This window comes from Promicromonospora sp. NPDC052451 (assembly GCF_044547525.1).
In the GTDB taxonomy this organism is placed as follows: domain Bacteria; phylum Actinomycetota; class Actinomycetes; order Actinomycetales; family Cellulomonadaceae; genus Promicromonospora.
The window spans coordinates 59,299-81,673 of sequence record NZ_JBIUAP010000005.1 but is presented as its reverse complement, the minus strand read 5'-3'; the positions used below and the strand labels follow the sequence as shown (position 1 = coordinate 81,673).

Here is a 22,375-nt window from a genome sequence, read left to right as displayed (position 1 = left end):
TGCGACGTGCCGGGCACCCAGGTCACGCGGGTGACCTGTGTGCCCGGCACGTCGGCGGTGCGGCTCAGGCGCTGTCGGCAGCGCCCGGGCCTGCGGTGTCGCTACGGGTCAGCCGAGGGCCGCGGCCTTCTCGACGGCCTCGTCCCACGCCTCCTCCGGGGACTGGGACTTGGTCAGGTCCACGCGGTTCAGCGCGTTGGTGACCTCGTCACGGATGGCGAAGTAGTGCGCGCCCTTGTACGGGGCACCCTCGATCGACTGCGCACGGGTGGAGAAGATCTGACCCACCGGGGCGTCGTTGAAGAACTCGTTGGTGAAGCTCTGGACGGCCTCGGACTCCTGCGCCTCGATCTGCGACGGGAAGGTACCCGAGGTCTCGAATGCCTTGGTCTGCTGCTCCGGAGCGGTCAGCCACGCGGCGAGCTCCTTGGCTGCCTCGGTGTGCTCGCCCGAGGCCGGCACGGTGAGGAACGAACCGCCCCAGTTGCCGCCGCCACCGGGGAAGACGTCGGCGATGTCCCAGCCCTCGATGCCACCGGAGTTCTGCTCGATCGGGCCCGTCATCCAGGCCGGGCAGAGCATCGTGGCGAAGGCGTCGGCCTGGAAGCCGGCGACCCAGTCGTCGCCCCACTGCTCGAGACCGGCCGAGAGGTCGCCGGACGACGCGGTGATCTCGTCGTAGATGTCCTTGACGTCGGTGTTCGTCGCGAGGTCGGTGGGCTCGCCCGTCTCCGGGTCCTCGAACGCGGCGGGGAGCTGGTTGATCATGCCCTGGAACGTGCCGGCGGCGCTGTCGTACCAGGCGGCGTCGGACTCCTTGACGAAGTCCTTGCCCACCTCGAAGTAGTCCTCCCACGTGGCGTCCTCGCCACCGAGCAGCTCCGCGACCTCCTCGCGGTCGGTCGGCAGGCCGGCCTCCTCGAACAGGTCGGAGCGGTAGCAGATGGCCTCCGGGCCGATGTCGGTGCCGTAACCGATCACCTTGCCGTCGGGCGTGGTGGCCTGCTGCACCTTCCAGTCCACCCAGCGGCCGTCGAGCTCCGGGTCGGCCAGGTCGGTGAACAGGTTGGGGTACTGCGAGAGCTCCGGCAGCCAGTCGACCTCGATGGCCTCGATGTCGGCCAGGCCCTCGCCGCCGGCGGCGAGCTTGGTGGTCATGTTGCTGCGTGCGTCGTCGGTCGTGGCGGCCTTGACGTGCTCGACCGTGACGTTCGGGTGCTCCTTCGTGTACTCGGCGAGCATCTCGTCCGTGTAGCCGAAGTCGTTGAACGTCGCGACCTTCAGGGTGATGGGGCCGTCCTCCTCGGCGGCCCCCTCGTCGGACCCGCCGCCGCAGGCGGTGAGCGCGAGGGCGACGGCGGCCACGCCGGCGGTCGCCTGGAGGGTACGGGCGACGGGGCGCCGCATGGGTCGGGTACTGCTCAGCACTGGGGACTCCCTTGTCGTGCGGTCTGGGTGCTACGGGTCGAGCTCGGCGCGGTCGCGTGCGGGCACGGCGGCGTACCGGTACTGGGAGCGCTTCCATACTCAGGTGTGGTAGCGCTCCCACGGGCACAGATCGTTGCGCCGCCCACCGTGTCGTGTCAAGGCGGGCAACGGGCGAACCTTGGTTCGGTCACTGCTTGATCCGGATGTCCCCGGTGCTCTGGACGGCCTGGTTCCAGGCGATCTCCGGGCTGTTGTTGCCGGCGTCGACGGCGGCCAGCGCGTTGTTGAGCTCGTCGCGGATCGCGAAGTAGTACGGGCCCTTGTAGGGCGCGCCGTCGATGGACTGGGCCCGCGCCGTGAAGATCTTGCCGACCGGGGCGTTGTTGAAGAAGGGGTTGACGTAGCCCTGGACGGCCTCGGAGTCCTGCGCCGCGATCTGCGACGGGAAGGCGCCCGCCGTCGTGAAGGCCGTGGTCTGCTGCTCGGGTGCGGTGAGCCAGGCGGCGAGCTTCTTCGCCTCCTCGGGGTACGCGCCGGCCGACGGGACGGCGAGGAAGGAGCCACCCCAGTTACCGCCGCCGCCGGGGAAGACGTTGGCCACGTCCCAGCCCTGCACGCCCGGGGAGTAGGACTCGATCGGACCCATCATCCAGCCCGGGCACAGCATGGTCGCGAAGGCGTCCTCCTGGAACCCGGCGGTCCACTCCGGGGTCCACTGCTCCAGGCCGGCCGAGAGACCGTCGGCGATGGCGCCGGTGATCTGGTCGTAGATGACGCGGACGTCGTTGTTGATGGCCAGGTCGGTCGGCAGCTGCGTCGCCGGGTCCTCGAACGCCGCGGGGAGCTGGTTGACCATGCCCTGGAACGTGCCGGTCGTGCCGTCGAACCAGGCCGCCTCGGACTGCGCCGTGAACTGGCGGCCCACCTCGAAGTAGCGCTCCCACGTCGCGTTCTTGCCGCCGAGCAGCTCCGCGACCTCCTCGCGGTCGGTCGGCAGGCCGGCCTCCTCGAACAGGTCGGAGCGGTAGCAGATGGCCTCCGGGCCGATGTCGGTGCCGTAGCCGAGCAGCTTGCCGTCCGGAGTGGTCGCCTGCGCCACCTTCCAGTCGACCCAGCGCTTGGTGACCTCGGGGTCCGTCAGGTCCTCGAAGAGGTCCGAGTGCTCCATGAGCTCGGGCATCCAGTCCACCTCGGCCGCGACCACGTCGGCGAGCTCGGAGCCGTCACCCGTGGTGAAGGCCTTGAGCATCTGCAGGCGGGCCTCGTCCGAGGTCGGCGCCACCACGTGCTCCACGGTGACGTTCGGGTTCTCCTCGGTGTACTTGGCGAGGAGCTCGTCCGTGTACCCGAAGTTGTTGAACGTCGACACCGTGAGGGTGATCGGACCGTCGGCGCCGCCGTCGCCCGCGGGGTCCTGCCCCAGGAGCGAGCCGCAGGCCGAGAGGGGCAGGACGACGACCGTCAGCGCGGCGAGGGCCGCGCGCCGGCGCGCGGTGCGACCTCGAACCGATCTGATGTTGCTGGGCACTGGGACTCCTCAGTGGTCAGGACGCATGCGTGTCACGTTGTGAGAGCGATATGAGAGCACAAAAATGCGCACATCAGACACGAATGTTCGCACAACGTCCCCGTGCGACGGCAGGGCCCCGATCCGGCATCCTCCGCACGGACCTCCGGAGCCGGCGGTCAGCTCGTCCCGCTGCGCCTGCCTGCCAGCCAGTCCCGGCCGGCCTCCGCCTCGGTCTCGAGCGTGGTGCGCACCGCCGAGACCGCGGCCTCCTCGATCACCGAACCGAACAGCGGCACCGTCGCCCGGACGTCGCCCGCGTAGGTCAGCCGCGTGCCGCCGTCGGGCTGCGTCGTGAGGTTCGCCGTGGCCGTGACGCGGACGGGCGCGCCCAGGATCTCGACGGCCACCGTGCCGGTGCGCCGGTCGTCGGACGCCGCCTCCCAGGCCTCCGCCTGCCGGATCTCCAGGTGCGCGCCGACGAAGGGGCGGGCCTGCACGGGGATGATGTCGGTCGGCAGGGTGCGCCGCACCACGACGGTGAATCCTGCGGCGGCGGTCCCGGTGACGTCCGCCTGCTCGACCACGCCGTTGACGGATCCGGTCGAACGCTGGGCGCGCCAGCGGACGAACGTCTCGTCGGCGAGCATCGCGGCGACGTCGTCGATGTTCGCGGGGAACGTCAGGTCCACTGTCAGGTGCACGGGCTTCCTCCTCGCGGCGACGGGGCATGCCGGTGGTGGAACTCTAACCGACGCGGTGCCCACGGCCCCCGGCGGGTACACGTCTGCCCCTCGGCAGGCCATGGCACGGTTCCGGCATAGGCTGGGGTGCGTGTCCGCGATGAGTGACCTGATCCTTGAGCACGCCGACCTCGAACCAGCAGACGTGGAGTGGCTGCACCTCCTGGTCGGCGACTGGCAGGTGGTCTCGGACCTCGCGTTCGCGGACCTGGTGCTGTGGCTGCCCACCGACGACGGGCGGTTCGTGGCGATCGCCCAGTGCCGCCCCTCGACGGGTGCGACGGTGCACTACGACGACATCGTCGGTTCCTTCGCCCCTGAGGGCCAGCGCCCGCAGCTCGCACGGGCGATGGACGAGGCCAAGGCGCAGCGCGCCCGCGAACCGCGCTGGTTCGGCGCGTACGCGGTGCGCGAGGAGGCGATCCCGGTGGTCCACAAGGACACGGCGATCGCGGTGGTCGCGCGGCAGACCAACCTCGGCTCGGGCCGTACGCCGTCGCGCCTGGAGCTGAACTACGTCGAGGCCGCCGACGACCTCGTGGCGATGATTCCCCGCGGCGAGTTCCCGCTGCCCAACGCGGCGACCGGCTCGCGCCGCGGCGCCCCGCGCGTGGGTGACGGCCTGATCCGGCTCAACTCCGAGGGCGAGGTCCTGTACGCGAGCCCGAACGCCCTGTCGTGCTTCCACCGGCTCGGCGTGATCGGCCCCCTCGTGGGGCAGTCGCTCGTCGAGGTGACGGCCGAGCTGGTGGAACAGCTCCAGCCCGTGGACGAGTCGCTGCCGCTCGTGGTGATGGGGCGCGCACCGTGGCGCACCGACATCGAGGCGCACGGGGTGTCGTTGTCGCTGCGCGCGATGCCGCTGACCGACCGCGGGCAGCGCATCGGGGCGGTGCTGCTGTGCCGCGACGTGTCCGAGCTGCGCCGTCGCGAGCGGGAGCTCATCACCAAGGACGCGACGATCCGTGAGATCCACCACCGGGTCAAGAACAACCTGCAGACCGTGGCCGCGCTGCTGCGGCTCCAGGCGCGGCGCATGGACGTGCCCGCGGCCAAGGAGGCGCTGGAGGAGGCGATGCGGCGCGTGTCGACGATCGCCCTGGTGCACGAGAGCCTGTCGCAGACCCTCGACGAGCAGGTCGAGCTCGACGACATGGTGGGCCGGGCCCTGCGGCTGACGGCCGACGTGGCCTCGGCGGGTACGTCCGTGCGCACGGTGCGCACCGGATCGTTCGGCATGGTGCCCGCGCAGGACGCGACGCCGCTCGCCCTGGTGCTCACGGAGCTGGTCACCAACGCGGTGGAGCACGGGTTCGTCGGCCGGTCCTCGGGCACCGTCGAGATCGGCGTGGAGCGGGACAACGCCGACCTGCGTGTGATCGTCGCGGACGACGGCGTGGGCCTGCCGCAGAACGGCGGCAGCGGCGGGCGGGGCCCGGGCAGCGGCCTGGGGACGCAGATCGTGCGGACGCTCGTCACCAACGAGCTCGGGGGGACCATCGAGTGGTCCGCCCGCGAGGGTGGCGGTACGCAGGTCGAGCTGCAGCTCGTGCTGCGGGCGACCGACGGGGCCGGGAAAGACGTGAGCCGCGCCTGAGCGGAGGGGGAGTGCTCAGGCGCGGCTCACACAGAGCGTCGCGGGGTGTCAGCCGGCGCGGCGGGCGCGGGCGGTGCGGCGCTTGAGCGCGCGGCGCTCGTCCTCACTCATACCGCCCCAGACGCCGGCGTCCTGGCCGGACTCGATCGCCCACTTGAGGCAGGTGTCGACGACGTCGCAGCGACGGCACACGGCCTTCGCCTCCTCGATCTGCAGCAGGGCGGGGCCCGTGTTGCCGATCGGGAAGAACAGTTCGGGGTCCTCTTCGAGGCATGCTGCGCGGTGGCGCCAGTCCATGGTCACGTACTCCTTGGAAGGAACTACCCGCCGTCCGGCTCGCCACGTGGGAGCATCGTCGTCGTGCGTGTGGGGCGCTCAGTTCTGGGGTGGATCGTTTTCCGATCCCTGGCGCCAGCGGCGACCGACGGGGGTCTGTTCGAGGTGTGTGTGGATTGCTGCATCTAGGTTCACACGCTCGTGAACGCTCGCACAAGGGGTTACGGCGAAGTTTCTCGATCGTGAACCCTGAGGTATCCGTCACACTATTGTGAATTGCCCGCCCACCAGTATCCTAGTCCGTCGTGCCCGTACTGAAAGCCTTTTTCGCACCTCGTGTTCCGGCGTTTCTCCGTGCCCTCGTGATCGGCGTGGTCGTTGAGGTGATCGGCCTCCTGGCATTCGCCGTGGTGTTACTTGGTGAACTCCTTACGGGTGGTTCCACGTCGGTGGGAGTGAGCCTCTTTCTCGTTGTGTTCCTCCTGGGTGTCGGCTGGGTTCTCGTGGTGTCCGCCCGTGCACTTCTGATCGGCCGGCGTTCGGGTCGCGGACCCGTCGTGACCTGGCAGCTCTTCCAGATCATCGGGTCGGTCGCGGCCATCGGGAGCGGCACCGGCATCGCGGTGGCGGGCGGCTGGGTCGCCCTGCTGATCGCCGTCGCGGTCGGTGTCCTGCTCATGACGCCGTCCGTGGTCGCGGCGACGTCGGAGACCGGCTCCGCCGACTGACCGGCGGACCGGTCAGGGGCTCGAGTACCTGGCACAGCACCGGGCCTGCGCGACCGCACCAGGCGGCTCGGCCGGGCGGACCGCCCGTCCCGGCGAGCGGCACGGGTGCGCCCAGCACGACGTCGGCCGCGCGGTCGGTGCCCAGCAGCACGAGCCTCGGCCCCACGCGGGCCGCCAGGCCGCCCACCGACGGGCCGTCGGCGGACAGCGCGAACGCGGCGCCGGAGCGCAGCGCCGCCGCCGGGAGCGCGCCGCGTACTTCCTCCGCGCCGTCCACGACGACGAGGGTGCGCGCGGCGCCCGCAGAGTCGGGCGACCCGCCGGACAGCATCTTCGCCAGGCCCCCGGCATCGTCCGGCTCGTGGGTACCGCCGTAGCCGGGACGGTCGCGCAGCGCGGCGAGACCTGCGGCGTCACGGGTGACGGCGTGCACCGTCCAGCCCCGGTCCAGCGCGGCGAGCGCGACCGTGACGAGCGCCGTGGTGCGCCCCGAACGTGCCCGGCCGAGCACCGCCAGGTGCCCGTCGGCCGGATCCCAGACCACCGTCGTGCGGCGCTGGTGGTCCGGGTCGTCCCCGAGGGCGACCACGAGGCCATGGCGGTCGCGCCGGCTGCGGGGCGGGAGATCGGCGACGGTGGCCCGCCGTGGCAGCGCCGGGAGCCAGGGCGGGTCGCTCGGTCCCTGGCCCAGGGTGGCCGCCGCCTGCCGGGCCGTGTCGACCACCAGCGTCGCGGAGTCCGGCGCGATCGCCCCGGGTGCTGTGCGGCTGCCCCCGACCGTGTGCCTGCCGGGGTCGTCGGGCCCGGCCAGGGGGCGGCCGGCACCGGCCGGGGCGCGGCGGACCAGCGGCATCTCGGGCGGGACCGCCGCGCCCGCGTGCGCGCACTGCAGCACCACGGGCGGCGCCGATCCCAGACGGAGCACCGCCCGGCCCGGGAACGTGGCGGGCAGATGGGCCGCGACCGGGTCGTCGAGCACGTCACGCGACTCCAGCGGGTCGGTGACCCGGAGCGCGACCCGCGCGCTGACGTTGGCCCGGAGGTCCGGTCCCACGGCCCCGCCCGGTCGCTGGGTCGCGAGCACCAGGTGCACCCCGAGCGACCGCCCCTGGGCGGCGGCACGCAGGAGGGCGGGCAGGAACTCGGGCAGGTCGTCGGACAGGGCGCGGAACTCGTCGATCACCACCACGAGGCGGGGGAGCGTCCCACGCGGTAGCGCAGCGACGTCGGGCACACCGTGGGCGGCCAGGATGCGCTCGCGGCGCCGCAGCTCGGCCCGCAGGCCGGCCAGGGCCCGCCCGGCGAGGCCGGGGTCGAGGTCCGTCACCTGGCCCACGACGTGCGGCAGGCCGGAACACGCCCCGAGGCTCGCGCCGCCCTTGAAGTCCACCAGCAGGAGGGCCAGGTCGGCGGGCGGCCGGGTCAGCGCGAGGCCGAGCACGAGCGTCTGGAGCAGCTCCGACTTGCCCGACCCCGTGGTGCCCGCGACGAGCAGGTGGGGTCCGTCCCGGACCAGGTCGAGGCGGACCGTCGTACCGTCGGCGCCGACACCGAGCGGCACCGCCCAGCCGTGCGCACCGGCCCACCGCCTCGCGAGGGCGCTCGGGTCCGGCGTCCGGGGGAGGCCGTGCACCACGGCCAGAGGGACGACCACGGGCAGGCCGTCGCCCGGCGCCAGAGGGGTCCGGCCGAGCCGGGCCGCTCCCGCGAGCAGCCGGGCCAGGTGCTCGGCCCAGTCGGCGCCGACCCCCACGAGAGGCACGGTCCGTGTCGCGCCGTCCGGCCCGGTGATCCGGACCCGGCGGGCGTCGAGCACGCGCACGACGGCGCGGCAGCCCGCCGGGACGGTGCCGACCGACACGACGAGCCCGGGCCGGGATGCGGCGTCGGCGGGCCCTGGCCGGGGTGCGGCGTCGGCGGGCCCGGCCGGGCCGTCCGTCACGAGCACCAGCGGGCCGCCGGGTGGTAGCCAGCGGACCCAGGACCAGCCCGGGGCGTGACCCCGCAGCAGCACCCGCGCCCCGCGGACGGCGAGGCGCGCGACGAGCGCGCGGGCGACGGCCCGTGCGGCGTCCGGGGGTCCGAGCACGGCGACCGTGCCGTCGTGCAGGAGTCGTTCCCACGGGTCGTCGTGCGGTGCCGTCAGGAGGTGCGCGCCGGGCCCGGGTGCCATGTCGAGCGGGCCGGTGGGCTGCGCCACGCCGGGGGAGGTCACGGCCCAGGCCTGCCGGGCCGTGGCCCAGGCGCCCGGCGAGACGTGGAGTGCGGCGTGGGCGTAGGCGAGGAGCGCGGCGGGCCCCGGCAGCGGACCAGGACGGCCCGGAGCGGCGGGCGGGGCGGCGCCGCGGCGTCGGGCCTGGCGGAGCTGGGGTACCGCCACAACCAGGCTGAGCAGCGAAAACGCCGCCAGGAGCGGCTGGCGGAGGGCAGCGGCGAGGCCGAGCGACGCCACCACGGGCAGCAGGGGATACAGCCACGGCACCCCGCGGTCCGCGGCGTCCGCCCGGGGCGTGAGCCAGGTGGCGGGACCGCCCGACCGGCGCACCACGGACCGACCGCCCTTTCGCCCCCAGGCACGCAGCGCGGCGAGCAGTCCCGGGGCACCGGTGACCGTCCCGGCGTCGGACCCGGTGACGCGGGCGACGAGCCAGGGTGAGCCGGCGCCGGTCAGAGGGCCCGCCGGGGGCGGGGCCTCCGGCGCGCCGGGGCGTTCCGCCCTGATGACCGCACCGGGCAGCAGCGGACGCTCGCCCACGACCCGGTCGTCGGCCAGCCGCTCGCCGTCGACGGACAACGGGGCGTGCCGCAGCTCCGGGCGGCGGGTCAGGGCCGCGAGGTCTGCGCGCAGCTCGCCCAGCCGGGCGCCGGGACGCAGCAGCACGTCCTCGCCGGGGTGGACGGTCACCCGCACGGCGTCGGCGGGGGCCAGGGTTCGGGTCATGTCGTCCAGCCTCGCGCGGTGCGTCGCGGTGCCCCGGACGAGGTGGGGAGACCTGTGCACGACCCCGGTTTCCACAGGGGTCTCGTCGCGCTCGCTACGGCACAACCCCTGGGTGAGTGCCCCTACCCGGGGCCGACGAGGCGTACGACCAGGGGATGACGCGATGGGTGAAGGATCAGGCCGACGCCCGATGTACCCGGTGCCGGCGTCTCCGTAGGTTCAGTGGTGCCGGCCGTACCGGGGTCCACCCGGGAAGGCCGGACCACTTCCGGCCGGCGGCCGGGGCACGGTGCCCCGGCCGCCGCACCCGGCGCGAGCCGCCACCGGCGGTCCGCTGGCGCGGCCGGCCGTGCGCGGCGAGCGCGAACGGCCGGCAGCACCCCGCAGCGACGATCCGTCCCGCAGGAACGAACCGAGGAGAATCACGTGGACACCACTGTGTACGTCCCGGCCGGTCACCCGGCCCCGGCCCCGGGCGGTGCCGCCCGTGCCGTGCGGGCCCGTTCCCTGACCAAGACCTACGGCCGTGGCCAGGCCGTGGTCCAGGCCCTGGACGGCGTGGACGTCGACTTCGAACAAGGCCGCTTCACCGCGATCATGGGCCCCTCCGGATCCGGCAAGTCCACCCTCATGCACCTGCTGGCCGGACTCGACTCCGCCACCAGCGGACACGCCTACCTCGGCACCACCGACATCACCACCCTCAACGACAAAGCCCTCACCCACCTGCGCCGCGACCGCATCGGCTTCGTCTTCCAGCAGTTCAACCTCCTGCCCATGTTCACCGCCGAACAGAACATCACCCTCCCGGTCGAGCTCGCCGGCGGCCGCATCGACCACACCTGGCTGACCACCCTCGTGGACACCCTCGGCCTGACCGGACGCCTGACCCACCGCCCCGGAGAGCTCTCCGGCGGACAACAGCAACGCGTCGCCATCGCCCGCGCCCTGATCGCCCAGCCCGACGTCGTCTTCGCCGACGAACCCACCGGCAACCTCGACTCCCGCTCCGGCGCCGAGGTCCTGTCCTTCCTGCGCCGCTCCGTGCGCGAGCTGGGCCGCACCATCATCATGGTCACCCACGACCCCTCCGCCGCCGCCTACGCCGACCGCGTCGTCCTGATCGCCGACGGACGCATCGCCGGCGACATCACCGACCCCACCCCCGAATCCGCCATGGCCGGCCTCGACGCCCTGCGCACCCTCGAACCCGCCATCACCACCACCCGAACGGGCGCGTGATGACCACCCCCACCACACCCACCACCCGCCACCCCACCGCACGCCTCACCCTCGCCCAGATGCGCCGCAGCACCGGACGCCTGATGTCCGCGGGGGTTGCGATCACGATCGGCACCGCCTTCGTCGCGGCCACGCTGCTGGTCGGCAACGTCATCACGGGCACCACCTACGACCAGGTCGCGGCCCAGTACGCCGACTCCGACCTCGTCGTGTCCGACGACTCCGGCAGCCTCACGCCTGACGACGTCGACGCCGCGCGCGCCGTCGCGGGCGTCGCGGCGGCCGACGCGGTCCGGTCCGCCTTCACGGAGCTCAACCACGGCGGCCGGTCGATCTACCAGTCGCTCGTGGCCCAGCCCTCCGACCCGCGGCTCTCGCCGCTGGAGCTCGCGGACGGCGCGTGGCCGGCGGCCCCGGCCGACATCGCCCTGCCGGTGGACGCCGCCGAACGCCTCGGCCTCGCCGTGGGCGACACCGTCTCCTCCACCCGCTGGGTCACCGACGACGAGCCGACCGCCGCGCAGGACGGCACCGAGTACCACGACAGCCGTGAGGTCACGCAGGAGCTGACGGTCTCCGGCCTCGTCGACGACCCCCACCAGGCCTACGCGCTGAGCGGCGGGATGGGCGTCATCACCCCCGCGGCCATGGACCAGCGTCTCGCCGACGAGCTGGAGCCCGGAGCGACCGAGGCGTACCCGGCGATCGTCGTCGCGCTCGACGAGCCCGGCGACCGGGCCGCGCTCGAGGCGGCCCGCGACGCGCTGGCCGCGGCCGTGCCGGCGGCCGGCGACGTCATGACGACGCAGGAGTACGCCGAGGACGCCGTCGCGGGCATGTCGGGCGGCCAGAACATCGTCTTCCTCGTGTTCGTGCTGGCCTTCGCGGGCGTGGCCCTCGTGGTCGCGGGACTCGTCATCGCCAACACGTTCCAGGTGCTGGTCGCGCAGCGGTCCCGCACCCTGGCGCTGCTGCGCTGCATCGGGGCCGGCACCGGTCAGCTCTACCGCAGCGTGCTGCTGGAGGCCGTGCTCCTCGGTGTCCTGGCCTCGTTGGCCGGGGTGCTGCTCGGGAGCCTGCTGGTCCAGGCCGGGCTGCTGGTCGCGCCGTCGTTCGACCTCGGCGTGCCGCTGCCGGAGACCATCACCCTGAGCGCGTCCGTCGTGCTCCTGCCGCTCGCCGTGGGCGTGCTCGTGACCCTGGTCGCGGCGCTCACCCCGGCACGGGCCGCCGCCCAGGTTGCCCCGCTCGCCGCGCTGCGACCGTCGGACGCGCCGTCGCTGCGCGGCGCCGGCCGGTTCCGGGCGGTGGTGTCCGGGCTCGCCACGTTCGGCGGGCTCGCCGTCCTGGCCGGCGGCGTGGTCCTCGGTGCGGCCGGCCGCGCCGACATCGGCGTGCTGGCGGCCGTGCTGGGCGGCTCCGTGTCGCTGATCGGCGTCATCGTCGGTGCGGTGTTCTGGCTGCCCCGGGTCGCCGGCGGCATCGGCCGCCTCGTCGCCTCGGCCGGGCCCGCCGCCCGGCTCGCGGCGGCCAACACCCAGCGCAACCCGCGCCGGACGGCGGCCACGGCCACCGCGCTGCTGATCGGCGTCACGCTGGTCTCGATGATGACCACGGGCGCCGCGAGCGCCCGCGTCACCATGGACGACGAGCTCGACGCGCAGTACCCCGTCGACCTCCAGGTCGCGGCCACGTCCACCGACGACGCCGGGAACCCCGCCGTCCTCCCCGGTGCCGTGACCGACGCCGTCGAGGGCGTGGCCGGCCTGCGCGCCGTGGCCGAGGTGACCACGCTCGTCGCCGACGTCGCCGGTGACACCGGGTCCTCCGTCCTGCCGGTCGTCGCCGCGACCCCCGAGGCGTTGTCGTCGGTGCTGAGCACGCCGGACGCCGTCGCCCCGCTGCGGGGCGGCACGCTGCTGCTGCCCGAGCAGGTGGCCGAGGACTACGGTCTGGCGGGCCGCGGCACCATCACGCTCACGGGCCCGGCCGGCGAGGTGACCCTCGACGTGGTCGGCAGCGACCTGCGGACCCGGCAGGCGTACCTGACGCCGCTCGACCTCGCCGGGTTCACGCCGGACGTGGGCGCGAACGCCCTGTGGGCGGCCGTGGCCGAGGGCAACGACCCCGTCGACGCGCTCGCGGACGTGCAGGACGCCGTCGCCGCGACCGAGGAGCCCGTGGAGGTGACCGGCGCCGCCGTCGAACGGCAGTCGTTCCAGCAGGTGATCGACGTGATCCTGGGCGTCGTGGTGGGGCTGCTCGCCGTGGCCGTGGTGATCGCGCTGATCGGTGTGGCCAACACGTTGTCGCTGTCCGTGATCGAGCGCACGCGGGAGAACGCGATGCTCCGCGCGATCGGGCTGTCGAAGGGGCAGCTGCGGGCGACGCTCGCGGTCGAGGGGATGCTCATCGCCGGTGTGGGTGCCGTGCTGGGCGTCCTGCTGGGCCTGGTCTACGGGTGGGCGGGCGCCACGGCGGCCCTGGGCAGCATCGGCGAGGTGCCGGTCGTGGTGCCGTGGGCCGAGGTGGCGGTGATGCTCGGCGTCGCTCTCGTCGCGGGCTTGATCGCCTCGGTGGTACCGGCTCGCGCGGCGGTCCGTACCCGCCCCGTCGCGGCGCTGGCGGCGGAGTAGGCCGACCATGGCCACCGGCACGGCCAACTCTCCGTCCGTCCGCCTCGCCCTCGGGCAGATGCGCCGCAGCGTGGGCCGTCTGGCCGCCGCGGGCACCGCCGTCGTCATCGGCACCGCGTTCGTGACCGCCACGCTGCTGGCGGGCGGGATCGTCACCCGCACCACGTACGAGCAGGTGGCCGCGCAGTACGCCGACGCCGACCTCGTCGTCTTCGACAGCGCCGGCACCCTGACGCGGGCCGACGTCGAGGCGGTGCGGGCGGTCGACGGCGTGGCCGCGGCGGACGGGCTGCGCGGTACCTACGCGGAGCTCAACCACGACGGGCGGACGGTGTACCAGTCGCTGCTGGCGGCGCCGTCCGACCCGCGGCTCTCGCCGCTCGTGCTCGCCCGCGGGACGTGGCCCGACCGGGCCGACCGCATCGCGCTGCCCGTGGACGTCGCGCGGCTCTTCGGCGTCGGCGTCGGTGACACGGTCTCCTCGACCCGCTGGCTGCCGGGCGCCAAGCCGGCCATGGACGAGAACGGCCCGGAGCACGACGGCGGCCGGGCGGGTGCCGAGCGGCTGACGGTGTCCGGCCTGGTCGAGGACCCGCTGCGGGCCTACGCGGCGAGCGGCGGTGTCGCCGTCGTCTCGCCGGCCGCGCTGGAGCGGAGGCTCGCGAGCGAGGCGGGCGGGACGGTGCCGGGCCTGCGGACCGTGGTGGTCGCCCTCGCCGAGCCGGCCGGGGCAGCGGCCGTCGCGGCCGCGCGGGACGCGCTCGTGGCGGCCGTGCCGTCGGCGACCGGCGTGACCACGCCCGAGGCCTATGCCGAGGACGTGGTCGCGGGGATCTCGGACGGTCAGAACATCATCTTCCTCGTCTTCGTCCTGGCGCTGGCGGGCGTGTCCCTCGTGGTCTCCGGCCTGGTCATCGCCAACACGTTCCAGGTGCTGGTGGCCCAGCGTGCGCGGACCCTGGCGCTGCTGCGGTGCGTCGGCGCGAGCACCGGCCAGGTCTACCGCACCGTGCTGCTGGAGGCGGCGGTGGTCGGCGTCGTCGCATCGGTCGTGGGGCTGGTCGCCGGGTCCCTGTTCGTGCAGGCGGGTCTGCTGGTCGCGCCGGCCTTCGACCTCGGCGTGGCGCTGCCCCGGACGATCTCGCTGAGCGCGCCCGTGCTGCTCCTGCCGCTCGCCGTGGGCCTGCTGGTCACCCTCCTGGCGGCGCTGGCGCCCGCGCGGGCCGCCTCCCGGGTGGCCCCGCTCGCGGCGCTGTCCCCGGACGTCCGGCCCGACCCCCGCGGGGTCGGCCGTGCCCGGTCGGCGTTCGCGGGGATCGCGGGCGTGGGCGGGCTGGCGCTGCTGGTCGCCGGGGTCGCCCTCGGGATGTCGGGCCGGATCGACGTCGGGCTGTTCGCCGCGGTGCTCGGCGGGTCCATGTCGCTCGTGGGCGTCGTCGCGGGCTCGGTCTTCTGGCTGCCGCGGGTCGCGGCCGGGCTCGGCCGCCTGGTGGACGTCGCCGGGCCCGCGGCGCGCCTGGCCTCGGCCAACGCGCTGCGCAACCCGCGTCGCACGGCGGCGACCTCCACCGCGCTGCTCGTCGGCGTCACCCTGGTCTCGATGATGACGACGGGCGCCGCGAGCGCCCGCGTCACCATGGACCACCAGCTCGACTCGCGGTTCCCGGTCGACCTCCAGGTCGCGGGCCTGACACCGGCCCTCGGCGTGGGCGCGCCGGTGCGGACCGCCCTGGACGGCGTCGACGGCGTGCGGTCCACGGCCGAGGTCACCACCCTGTCCGCCCGGCGGGCCGACGGCGGGGCGCGCGTCCCGGTCGCCGCCGTCGACCCGGAGGCACTGCGGTCGGTGCTGAACACGCCGGGCGACGCCACCCGGCTCCGGCTCGGTGTCGTCGTGGTGCCGGAACGGGTCGCGACCGCGCACGGGCTGCAGGGCCGGGACACCCTGACGCTGAGGGGAGGCGCGGGCACGGTGACGCTGGACGTCGTGCACACCGGCACGCTCTCGGACCGGGCCTACCTGACGCCGCAGGACCTCGCGGCCTTCGCCCCGGGCCGGGCCGCCGACCAGGTCTGGGCCGGCGTCGACGACGACCACGACGCCGCCGCGGTGGTCGCGGCGGCGCAGCGGGCGGTGTCCGCCACGGGCGAGGCGGTGTCCGTGACCGGGATCGTCGCGGAGCGGGACTCCTACCAGCGGATCGTCGACGTGATCCTCGGGATCGTGGTGGGGCTGCTCGCCGTGGCCGTGGTGATCGCGCTGATCGGCGTGGCCAACACGCTGTCGCTGTCCGTCGTGGAGCGCACGCGGGAGAACGCCGTGCTGCGGGCGATCGGTCTGTCCAAGGCGCAGCTGCGGGCCACCCTCGCCATCGAGGGCATGGTGATCTCCGGGGTGGGTGCCGTGCTCGGCATCGTGCTGGGCCTGGTCTACGGGTGGGCGGGCGCCGCGACCGCGCTGTCGACGCTGGGCGAGGTGCCGCTGGTGGTCCCGTGGCCGGCCGTCGGCACGGTCGCCGTGACCGCGCTGGTGGCAGGCCTGGTCGCGTCGGTGGCCCCGGCCCGTGCGGCCACCCGCACGGCACCGGTCACGGCGCTGTCGGCCCGCTGAGGGGCGGCCGCCCGGGAGGTGCGCCTCGGGAGGCTCGGTTCGGGAGGCTTGGTTCGGGACGTCAGGTACCGGGGCGGACCAGGCCGGTCTCGTAGGCCGTGACCACGGCTTGGACGCGGTCGCGGGCGTCGAGCTTGGCCAGGATGCGGCCCACGTGGGTCTTGACCGTCGCCTCGGCCACGAACAGGTCTGCGGCGATCTCCGTGTTCGACCGTCCCCGCGCCATGAGCACCAGGACCTCGCGCTCGCGGCCCGTCAGGCCCGCCAGCGCCTCCTGCTGGCCTGCGGCCTCCTCCGGCGGCAGCGTGGTGACCAGGCGTTCCATGAGCCGCCTCGTGGACGACGGCGCGATCACCGCGTCCCCCTGGTGCACCGTGCGGATCGCGGTGAGCAGCTCCTCCGGCTGGGCGTCCTTGAGCAGGAAGCCGCTGGCCCCGGCCCGGATCGCGTCGAGCACGTACTCGTCCAGGTCGAACGTCGTCAGCACCACCACGCGGGGGTCGCCCGCGGCGGCGCGGCCGCCGTCGGCCAGGAGCGCCCGCGTGGCGGACAGCCCGTCCATCCCCGGCATGCGTACGTCCATCAGCACGACGTCGGACGCCGTCGCGCCGAGCAGGCGCAGCGCGTCCCGGCCGTCGTCGGCCTCGACCACCACCTGGAGGTCGGGCTGCGAGTCGATGACCATGCGCAGGCCCGCGCGGACCAGGGGCTGGTCGTCGACCAGCGCGACGCGCACGGGTCCGTCGGGGGTACCGGTGGGCTGGGTCATCGTGCTCCTCGTGTGTCGTGCAGGTCGGTGCTGGGGGTGTCACGGGTCGGGTGGTCGTTCGGGTCGCCGGGGTCGCCGGTAGCGCCGGGGGCGGGGCCGCCGGCCTCGGCGTCCGCCGTGCCCGGGGAACCCGTGGTGCCCGGGGAGCTTGCTGTGCCCGGGGAGCCCGCGGCGTCCGCGGCGTCCGCGGCGTCCGCGGTGCCCGCGGCGTCCGCAGGGTCGGCCGGGGCCGGCCGCTCCGGTGCCGGGTCCCGGGGCGCCGCGTCGCCCGGGGAGTCGGGGACGGCCGCCCCCGCGTCCCGGCCAGGTTCCTCGCCCGTTCCCGCGTCGAACGAGCTCACGGACGCCCGCGGGATCGGCACCACGAACCGGACCGAGAAGCCGCCGCCCCGGCGGGGCCCCGCCGAGAGCGTGCCACCGAACATCTCGGCGCGCTCGCGCATGCCGAGCAGGCCGTACCCCGGGGCGGGCGCGGGCTCGTCGGGGGCGGCGGAGCCGTCGGCCGCCAGGCCGCGGCCGTCGTCGTCCACGCGCAGCTCCACCTCCTCCTCGCCCCAGCGCACCAGCACGGTGACGGCGGGCCGGGGGCCGGCGTGCTTGCGCACGTTGGTGAGCGACTCCTGGCAGACGCGGTACAGGGTGAGCCCCACGCCGGGCGGCAGCCGGCGCTCCACCCCGACCCGGGCCCAGGAGACCCGCATGCCGTCGTCGCGGGCCTGCTCGACGAGCCGGCCGATGTCGGCGGCGTCGGGCTGCGGGCGCAGCGGGGCGGCCGTGCCAGGGGTCTCGGCGCGGCCGGCTGCCGTGCCGCCCGAGGTGCCGGGACGAGTGCGTGCGCCGGGGTCGGCTGCCGGGACGCGGCCCGGGCCGGCCGCCGGCCCCCCGCTCGCGCGCACGCCGGAACCCCGGGCCGGCGCGTCGTCGGGCGCGACCAGCCCCAGCGGGGTCATGGTGCTCGGCTGGTCGTCGCGCAGCACGCCGAGCAGCCGCCGCATGTCCGCCAGCGCGGCCCGCCCTGTCTCGGCGATGGTGCCCAGCGAGCGCTGCGCGGCCGCGGGGTCGGCGACGGCGGCGTACCGACCGCCGTCGGCCTGGGCGATGATGACGGACAGGGAGTGGGCCACGATGTCGTGCATCTCGCGGGCGATGCGGGCGCGCTCGGCGGCGGTCGCGATCTGCGCCTGCTGGTCGCGCTCGATCTCCAGGCGTTCGGCGCGGTCGCGCATGGCCAGGAGCATCGTGCGGCGCGAGCGGCGCACCAGGCCGAACGCGAAGGACGCCGCGAGGATCGCCAGCGTGGGGACGGTCAGGAACAGGCTCTCGGGGGCCACCGCGACCGAGAGGCCGAGGGCCACCGCGCCGATCACGGCCAGGCCGGCGGCCGTCAGGTAGGCCCGCCGGGAGCCGTAGACCGTGACGCAGTAGACCGACACGACCACGACGGCGTCGGCGGCGATGACCGGGAGGTCGAACACCCACAGCTGCACCATGCAGGCGACGAAGACGGCGGCGGCCGAGGTGAAGGGGCGCGTGCGGCACCAGGGGAGCGGGGCGAGCACCAGGAGCGAGGCCACGACGATCGACGTGGGGTCGAAACGGTGGGCGTAGAGGGACAGTGCACCCGGTATCGCCACGAGGGCCGCCAGAAGGGTGAGCCCGAGGTCCATGAGGAACCGATACCGTTCCGACCACTGTGCCCACCGCTCGTACCACCCCATGCAGGTCAGCGTAGGTCGAACCGTTGCGCGGGCGCGTCATACCGTGGTAGCACTTGCGCCATGGCTACCTCAGCCGAAAGGATTCGGTGGGCGGTCATCACATCGGTGTCAGGATGGCGCCGTAGCGTCGGTTATGCCCTACGATGGCGAAATGACTCACGTACTCCTAGCCGAGGACGACCCGGCCATTGCCGAGCCGTTGGCACGAGCGCTCTCCCGTGAGGGTTACGACGTCGTCGTGCAAGGAACCGGCAAAGGTGCGATCGAGAGCTCGACCGGTGCGGACATCGTCGTTCTGGACCTGGGCCTTCCCGACATGGACGGGCTCGATGTCGCGCGCGAGATCAGGGCCAACGGCCTCACCGTGCCCGTCCTGGTGCTGACCGCCCGCGCCGACGAGGTCGACCTCGTCGTGGGCCTCGACGCCGGGGCCGACGACTACGTCACCAAGCCGTTCCGCCTGGCCGAGCTCCTCGCGCGCGTGCGGGCGCTGCTGCGCCGCTCGCACGGCGAGACCGGCGAGGAGGAGGAGCTGCACGCGCAGGACGTCCGCGTCGACGTCTCCGCGCACCGCGCGTTCCAGGGCGACCGCGAGCTGCACCTGACCACCAAGGAGTTCGACCTGCTGCGCGTGCTCGTGCAGAACGCCGGCTCCGTGGTGGTCCGGGACACCCTCATGCGCGACGTCTGGGGCTCGGACCCGGTCGGATCGACCAAGACCCTCGACATGCACGTGTCGTGGCTGCGCCGCAAGCTCGGCGACGACGCGAACGCGCCGCGCTACGTCTCCACGGTGCGCGGTCTCGGCTTCCGCTTCGAGATCGGGGCGAGCTAGCCAGATGCGCGCCCGCGTACTGCAGGCGACCATCGCCGCGGTGGCGGTAGCCGTCCTGCTCCTGGGCATCCCGCTCGCGATCTTCGGTGCCCGGTACATCTACGACCAGGAGGTCCAGCGGGTCGAGACCCGGGCGCAGGACCTGCTGACCTCTGCCGTCAACTCCTACGAGCGCAACCGCTCGGCCGCCGAGGCCGGCTTCGTCGACCAGTCCGTGCTGGACCGGGCCGTCCAGCCGCAGCCCAACGACATCGTCGCGTACGTGACGGTGAACCAGCCGAACGGCGAGCAGCTCGTCTCGGGCGAGCCCGTGGTCGGTGCCACCATCGACCGGGGGCTCGCCTCCGAGGAGCAGCCCGTCATGGGCGTGGTCATCTCCGTGTCGGCCTGGCCTGCGTACATCAAGGCGATCAACGTCGTGGTGCTCGTCGTGTTCGGCAGCGTCGGAGCCTTCGCCGCTGGTGCCGTGACGGCCGCGTGGCAGGCCAACCGGCTGGCACAGCCCTTCGTGTACCTGGCCGCCTCGGCGGAGCAGCTCGGCGCGGGACAGGTGCGCCCTCGGCTCGACCCCTCCGGCGTCGAGGAGATCGACCTGGTGGCGGCCGAGCTCGCCCGCAGCTCCGACCGGCTCGCGGCCCGGCTCGCAGTGGAACGGCAGTTCACCTCCGACGCCTCGCACCAGCTCCGCACACCGCTCACCGCGCTGACGATGCGCCTGGAGGAGATCACGCTCACCTCCAGCGAGCCCGAGGTGCAGGAGGAGGCCCGGATCTCGCTCGAGCAGGTCGAGCGGCTGGTCGGCGTGGTCGACGACCTGCTCGCCCGGTCGCGGCGCGCGCAGGGCGGTACCACGGAGTCCGTCGACGTCGCGGTGCTGTTCCTCCAGCAGGAGGAGGAGTGGCGCGAGTCGTTCGAACGGGCCGACCGCCACCTGAACGTCGAGGACTCCGGCGGGGCACGCGTCCTGGCCACCCCGGGTGCCCTGGCGCAGGTGCTGTCCACCCTGCTGGAGAACTCGCTCAAGCACGGCGGCGGCACCACCACGCTGCGGATCCGCGAGGGTCAGCGGGGGGCCATGGCCATCGAGGTCACGGACGAGGGCGAGGGCGTGCCCGAGGACATGGCGGGCAAGATCTTCGAGCGTGGCGTCACGTCCGGTGCCGGCACGGGTCTGGGTCTCGCCCTGGCACGGGACCTCGTCGCGGCCGACGGCGGCAACCTCCAGCTCACGCAGCGCACGCCCCCGGTGTTCTCGGTGTTCCTGTCGGGCGTGCCCAAGACCCTCGACCCGCACCAGGTGCTGCCGGTCGGATCGAAGATCTCGACCCTCGGTCAGAAGAAGGGCCGCGGGCGCCGGTAGGCTTCACCGACGTGAGTGCACCACAGATCCGTGAGTCCGGGCCGCCCGTCGTGGCCGTCGTGGGAGGCGGGCAGCTCGCCCGCATGATGGCGCCGGCCGCCGGGGAGCTCGGCATCCGGCTGCGGGTGCTGGTGGAGGACCCGGCGTCCTCCGCCGCCCAGGTGGTCACCGACGCGCCCGTGGGCATCGCTTCCGACGAGGCCGCGATCCGCTCGCTCATCGCCCCCGCCACGGGACAGGCGGCGTCCGTGCTGACGTTCGAGCACGAGCACGTGCCGAACGCCCTGCTCACGGACCTGATCGAGCACGGGACGCCCGTACGGCCCGGACCGCACGCGCTGGTGCAGGCCCAGGACAAGATCGTGATGCGGCAGCGGCTCACCGAGCTCGGGGTGCCGTGCCCGCGGTGGGCGCCGCTGCCGGCGTCGTCCCCCGAGGAAGGGCGGGCCGCCCTGGCGGCCTTCCTCGACGAGGTGGGCGGCAGCGCCGTCGTCAAGACCTCGCGCGGTGGGTACGACGGCAAGGGTGTCCGGGTGGTCACGTCCCCCGACGACGTCGCCGACTGGTTCGCCGCGGTGGCCGACGGCGGGCCGCAGCTGCTCGTCGAGGAGAAGGTGCCCTTCACCCGCGAGCTGGCGGCCCTGGTGGCCCGGCGCCCGTCGGGCGAGGTGCGGGCCTGGCCGGTCGTGGAGTCGATCCAGCGCGACGGCGTCTGCTCCGAGGTGATCGCGCCCGCGCCGGGCCTGTCCGCCACGCTGGACGCCCGCGCCCGGGAGATCGCGACGACCGTGGCCGAGGGGCTCGACGTGACCGGCGTGCTGGCCGTCGAGATGTTCGAGGTGCCCGGCCCGGACGGGACGCCGACGGTGCTGGTCAACGAGCTCGCGATGCGCCCCCACAACAGCGGGCACTGGACCATCGACGGTGCCGTGACCAGCCAGTTCGAGCAGCACCTGCGCGCCGTGCTGGACTTGCCCCTGGGCGCCACCGAGCCGACGGCGACCTGGACGGTCATGGCCAACGTGCTGGGATCCACGCTGGACGAGCTCACCGACGCCCTGCCGGGCGTGCTCGCCGCGTACCCCGAGGCGCGCGTCAACCTGTACGGCAAGGGCGTGCGGCCGGGCCGCAAGCTGGGCCACGTGAACGTGAGCGGCACCGACCTGGAGTCGGTGCGCGAGCGGGCCGTGGCGGCCGCCGCGCTGCTGCGCGGCGAGACGCCCGCGGGGAGCGCGGGCAGCACCTCGGCGGGCGGCGCGACCGGCACCGAGCCGGACGAGACCACCGGCGGCGAGGCCGCAGGTACCACCGAGGAGAGGGCGAACGCATGAGCACCACCCCGCAGGTCGGCATCGTCATGGGATCGGACTCCGACTGGCCCGTCATGCGGGCCGCCGCCGAGGTGCTGGGCGAGTTCGGCGTGCCGGTCGAGGTCGACGTGGTCTCCGCGCACCGCATGCCCACCGAGATGATCGACTACGGCCGCGAGGCCGCGGGGCGCGGGCTGCGCGCGATCATCGCGGGCGCGGGCGGCGCGGCGCACCTGCCGGGCATGCTGGCGTCGGTGACGCCGCTGCCCGTGATCGGGGTGCCGGTGCCGCTGAAGTACCTCGACGGCATGGACTCGCTGCTGTCGATCGTGCAGATGCCGGCGGGCGTTCCGGTGGCGACGGTGTCGATCGGCGGGGCGCGCAACGCGGGGCTGCTCGCCGCGCGCATCCTGGCGTCGGGCACGGACGCCGAGGCGGGGGTGCTGCGGGAGCGCATGGAGGCGTTCCAGGCGGACCTGAGCAAGGCGGCGCACGCCAAGGGCGCCAACCTCCGCGCCCAGCTCTGACACTGGTCAGAACGCCGGCGTCTGCGTCTGCGAGGTCGGTCCGCTGCGGCGTCTGCGTCTGCGAGGTCGGTCCGCTGCGGCGTCTGCGTCTGCGAGGTCGGTCCGCTGCGGCGTCTGCGTCTGCGAGGTCGGTCCGCTGCGGCGTAC

The 22,375-nt window shown here is 74.3% G+C and carries 16 protein-coding genes; 9 read left to right on the top strand and 7 right to left on the bottom strand.

What is annotated here, in order from left to right; all coding sequences use genetic code 11:
* Positions 1 to 108: 108 nt before the first annotated feature.
* The 3 genes from ACIG47_RS10265 to ACIG47_RS10255 all read right to left on the bottom strand — a co-directional run bounded on the left by ACIG47_RS10265 (position 109) and on the right by ACIG47_RS10255 (position 3,639).
* A complete protein-coding gene (locus ACIG47_RS10265) occupies positions 109 to 1,428 on the bottom strand; it encodes an ABC transporter substrate-binding protein (RefSeq protein ID WP_397430714.1) in 1,320 nt (439 codons plus the stop codon).
* A gap of 187 nt (positions 1,429 to 1,615) precedes the next feature.
* On the bottom strand, positions 1,616 to 2,956 hold the full coding sequence (locus tag ACIG47_RS10260) for an ABC transporter substrate-binding protein (RefSeq protein WP_397430713.1): 1,341 nt from the start codon (positions 2,954 to 2,956) through the stop codon (positions 1,616 to 1,618).
* Between the two features lie 158 nt (positions 2,957 to 3,114).
* Complete coding sequence (locus ACIG47_RS10255) at positions 3,115 to 3,639, bottom strand: DUF2505 domain-containing protein (protein WP_397416913.1); 525 nt, start codon at positions 3,637 to 3,639, stop codon at positions 3,115 to 3,117.
* Positions 3,640 to 3,778: 139 nt separating this feature from the next.
* On the opposite strand from ACIG47_RS10255, the gene ACIG47_RS10250 reads away from it, so the two are divergent.
* The gene (locus ACIG47_RS10250) at positions 3,779 to 5,275 is read left to right on the top strand and encodes a sensor histidine kinase (protein ID WP_397430968.1); all 1,497 of its coding nucleotides are present in this window, start codon (positions 3,779 to 3,781) and stop codon (positions 5,273 to 5,275) included.
* Positions 5,276 to 5,323: 48 nt separating this feature from the next.
* On the opposite strand, the gene ACIG47_RS10245 is transcribed toward ACIG47_RS10250, so the two are convergent.
* Positions 5,324 to 5,572 (bottom strand): WhiB family transcriptional regulator, encoded by a 249-nt coding sequence (locus ACIG47_RS10245; protein WP_026365970.1) that lies wholly within the window; start codon positions 5,570 to 5,572, stop codon positions 5,324 to 5,326.
* A gap of 434 nt (positions 5,573 to 6,006) precedes the next feature.
* Between ACIG47_RS10245 and ACIG47_RS10240 the strand changes: the two genes are divergently transcribed.
* Positions 6,007 to 6,279 (top strand): hypothetical protein, encoded by a 273-nt coding sequence (locus ACIG47_RS10240; protein ID WP_397430712.1) that lies wholly within the window; start codon positions 6,007 to 6,009, stop codon positions 6,277 to 6,279.
* Here the strand turns inward: ACIG47_RS10240 and ACIG47_RS10235 are convergent.
* Positions 6,227 to 9,220 carry an FtsK/SpoIIIE domain-containing protein gene (locus tag ACIG47_RS10235; RefSeq protein WP_397430711.1) on the bottom strand — a complete coding sequence of 998 codons (2,994 nt, stop codon included), beginning with the start codon at positions 9,218 to 9,220 and terminating at the stop codon, positions 6,227 to 6,229. The genes ACIG47_RS10240 and ACIG47_RS10235 overlap by 53 nt on opposite strands.
* A gap of 426 nt (positions 9,221 to 9,646) precedes the next feature.
* On the opposite strand from ACIG47_RS10235, the gene ACIG47_RS10230 reads away from it, so the two are divergent.
* Genes ACIG47_RS10230 through ACIG47_RS10220 form a run of 3 tightly spaced genes read left to right on the top strand, consistent with a single transcriptional unit; the run spans position 9,647 to position 15,709 of the window.
* On the top strand, positions 9,647 to 10,462 hold the full coding sequence (locus ACIG47_RS10230) for an ABC transporter ATP-binding protein (protein ID WP_397430710.1): 816 nt from the start codon (positions 9,647 to 9,649) through the stop codon (positions 10,460 to 10,462).
* A complete protein-coding gene (locus tag ACIG47_RS10225) occupies positions 10,462 to 13,098 on the top strand; it encodes an FtsX-like permease family protein (RefSeq protein WP_397430709.1) in 2,637 nt (878 codons plus the stop codon). Before ACIG47_RS10230 ends, ACIG47_RS10225 begins: the two co-directional genes overlap by 1 nt.
* 7 nt (positions 13,099 to 13,105) lie before the next feature.
* Positions 13,106 to 15,709: an FtsX-like permease family protein gene (locus ACIG47_RS10220; protein ID WP_397430708.1), complete on the top strand. Its 2,604-nt coding sequence runs from the start codon at positions 13,106 to 13,108 to the stop codon at positions 15,707 to 15,709.
* A 61-nt stretch (positions 15,710 to 15,770) separates the two neighbouring features.
* On the opposite strand, the gene ACIG47_RS10215 is transcribed toward ACIG47_RS10220, so the two are convergent.
* A complete protein-coding gene (locus ACIG47_RS10215; RefSeq protein ID WP_397430707.1) occupies positions 15,771 to 16,478 on the bottom strand; it encodes a response regulator in 708 nt (235 codons plus the stop codon).
* Positions 16,475 to 18,196: a histidine kinase gene (locus ACIG47_RS10210; RefSeq protein ID WP_397430706.1), complete on the bottom strand. Its 1,722-nt coding sequence runs from the start codon at positions 18,194 to 18,196 to the stop codon at positions 16,475 to 16,477. The genes ACIG47_RS10215 and ACIG47_RS10210 overlap by 4 nt, the downstream gene beginning before the upstream one ends.
* Positions 18,197 to 18,347: 151 nt before the next feature.
* Between ACIG47_RS10210 and ACIG47_RS10205 the strand changes: the two genes are divergently transcribed.
* Genes ACIG47_RS10205 through purE form a run of 4 tightly spaced genes read left to right on the top strand, consistent with a single transcriptional unit; the run spans position 18,348 to position 22,228 of the window.
* Positions 18,348 to 19,031 carry a response regulator transcription factor gene (locus tag ACIG47_RS10205; RefSeq protein ID WP_026366105.1) on the top strand — a complete coding sequence of 228 codons (684 nt, stop codon included), beginning with the start codon at positions 18,348 to 18,350 and terminating at the stop codon, positions 19,029 to 19,031.
* Positions 19,032 to 19,035: 4 nt separating this feature from the next.
* Positions 19,036 to 20,391 (top strand): sensor histidine kinase, encoded by a 1,356-nt coding sequence (locus ACIG47_RS10200; RefSeq protein WP_397418462.1) that lies wholly within the window; start codon positions 19,036 to 19,038, stop codon positions 20,389 to 20,391.
* A gap of 11 nt (positions 20,392 to 20,402) precedes the next feature.
* On the top strand, positions 20,403 to 21,722 hold the full coding sequence (locus tag ACIG47_RS10195; RefSeq protein ID WP_397430705.1) for a 5-(carboxyamino)imidazole ribonucleotide synthase: 1,320 nt from the start codon (positions 20,403 to 20,405) through the stop codon (positions 21,720 to 21,722).
* Positions 21,719 to 22,228 carry a 5-(carboxyamino)imidazole ribonucleotide mutase gene (gene purE / locus ACIG47_RS10190; RefSeq protein ID WP_397430704.1) on the top strand — a complete coding sequence of 170 codons (510 nt, stop codon included), beginning with the start codon at positions 21,719 to 21,721 and terminating at the stop codon, positions 22,226 to 22,228. Before ACIG47_RS10195 ends, purE begins: the two co-directional genes overlap by 4 nt.
* The last annotated feature ends 147 nt before the right edge of the window (positions 22,229 to 22,375 follow it).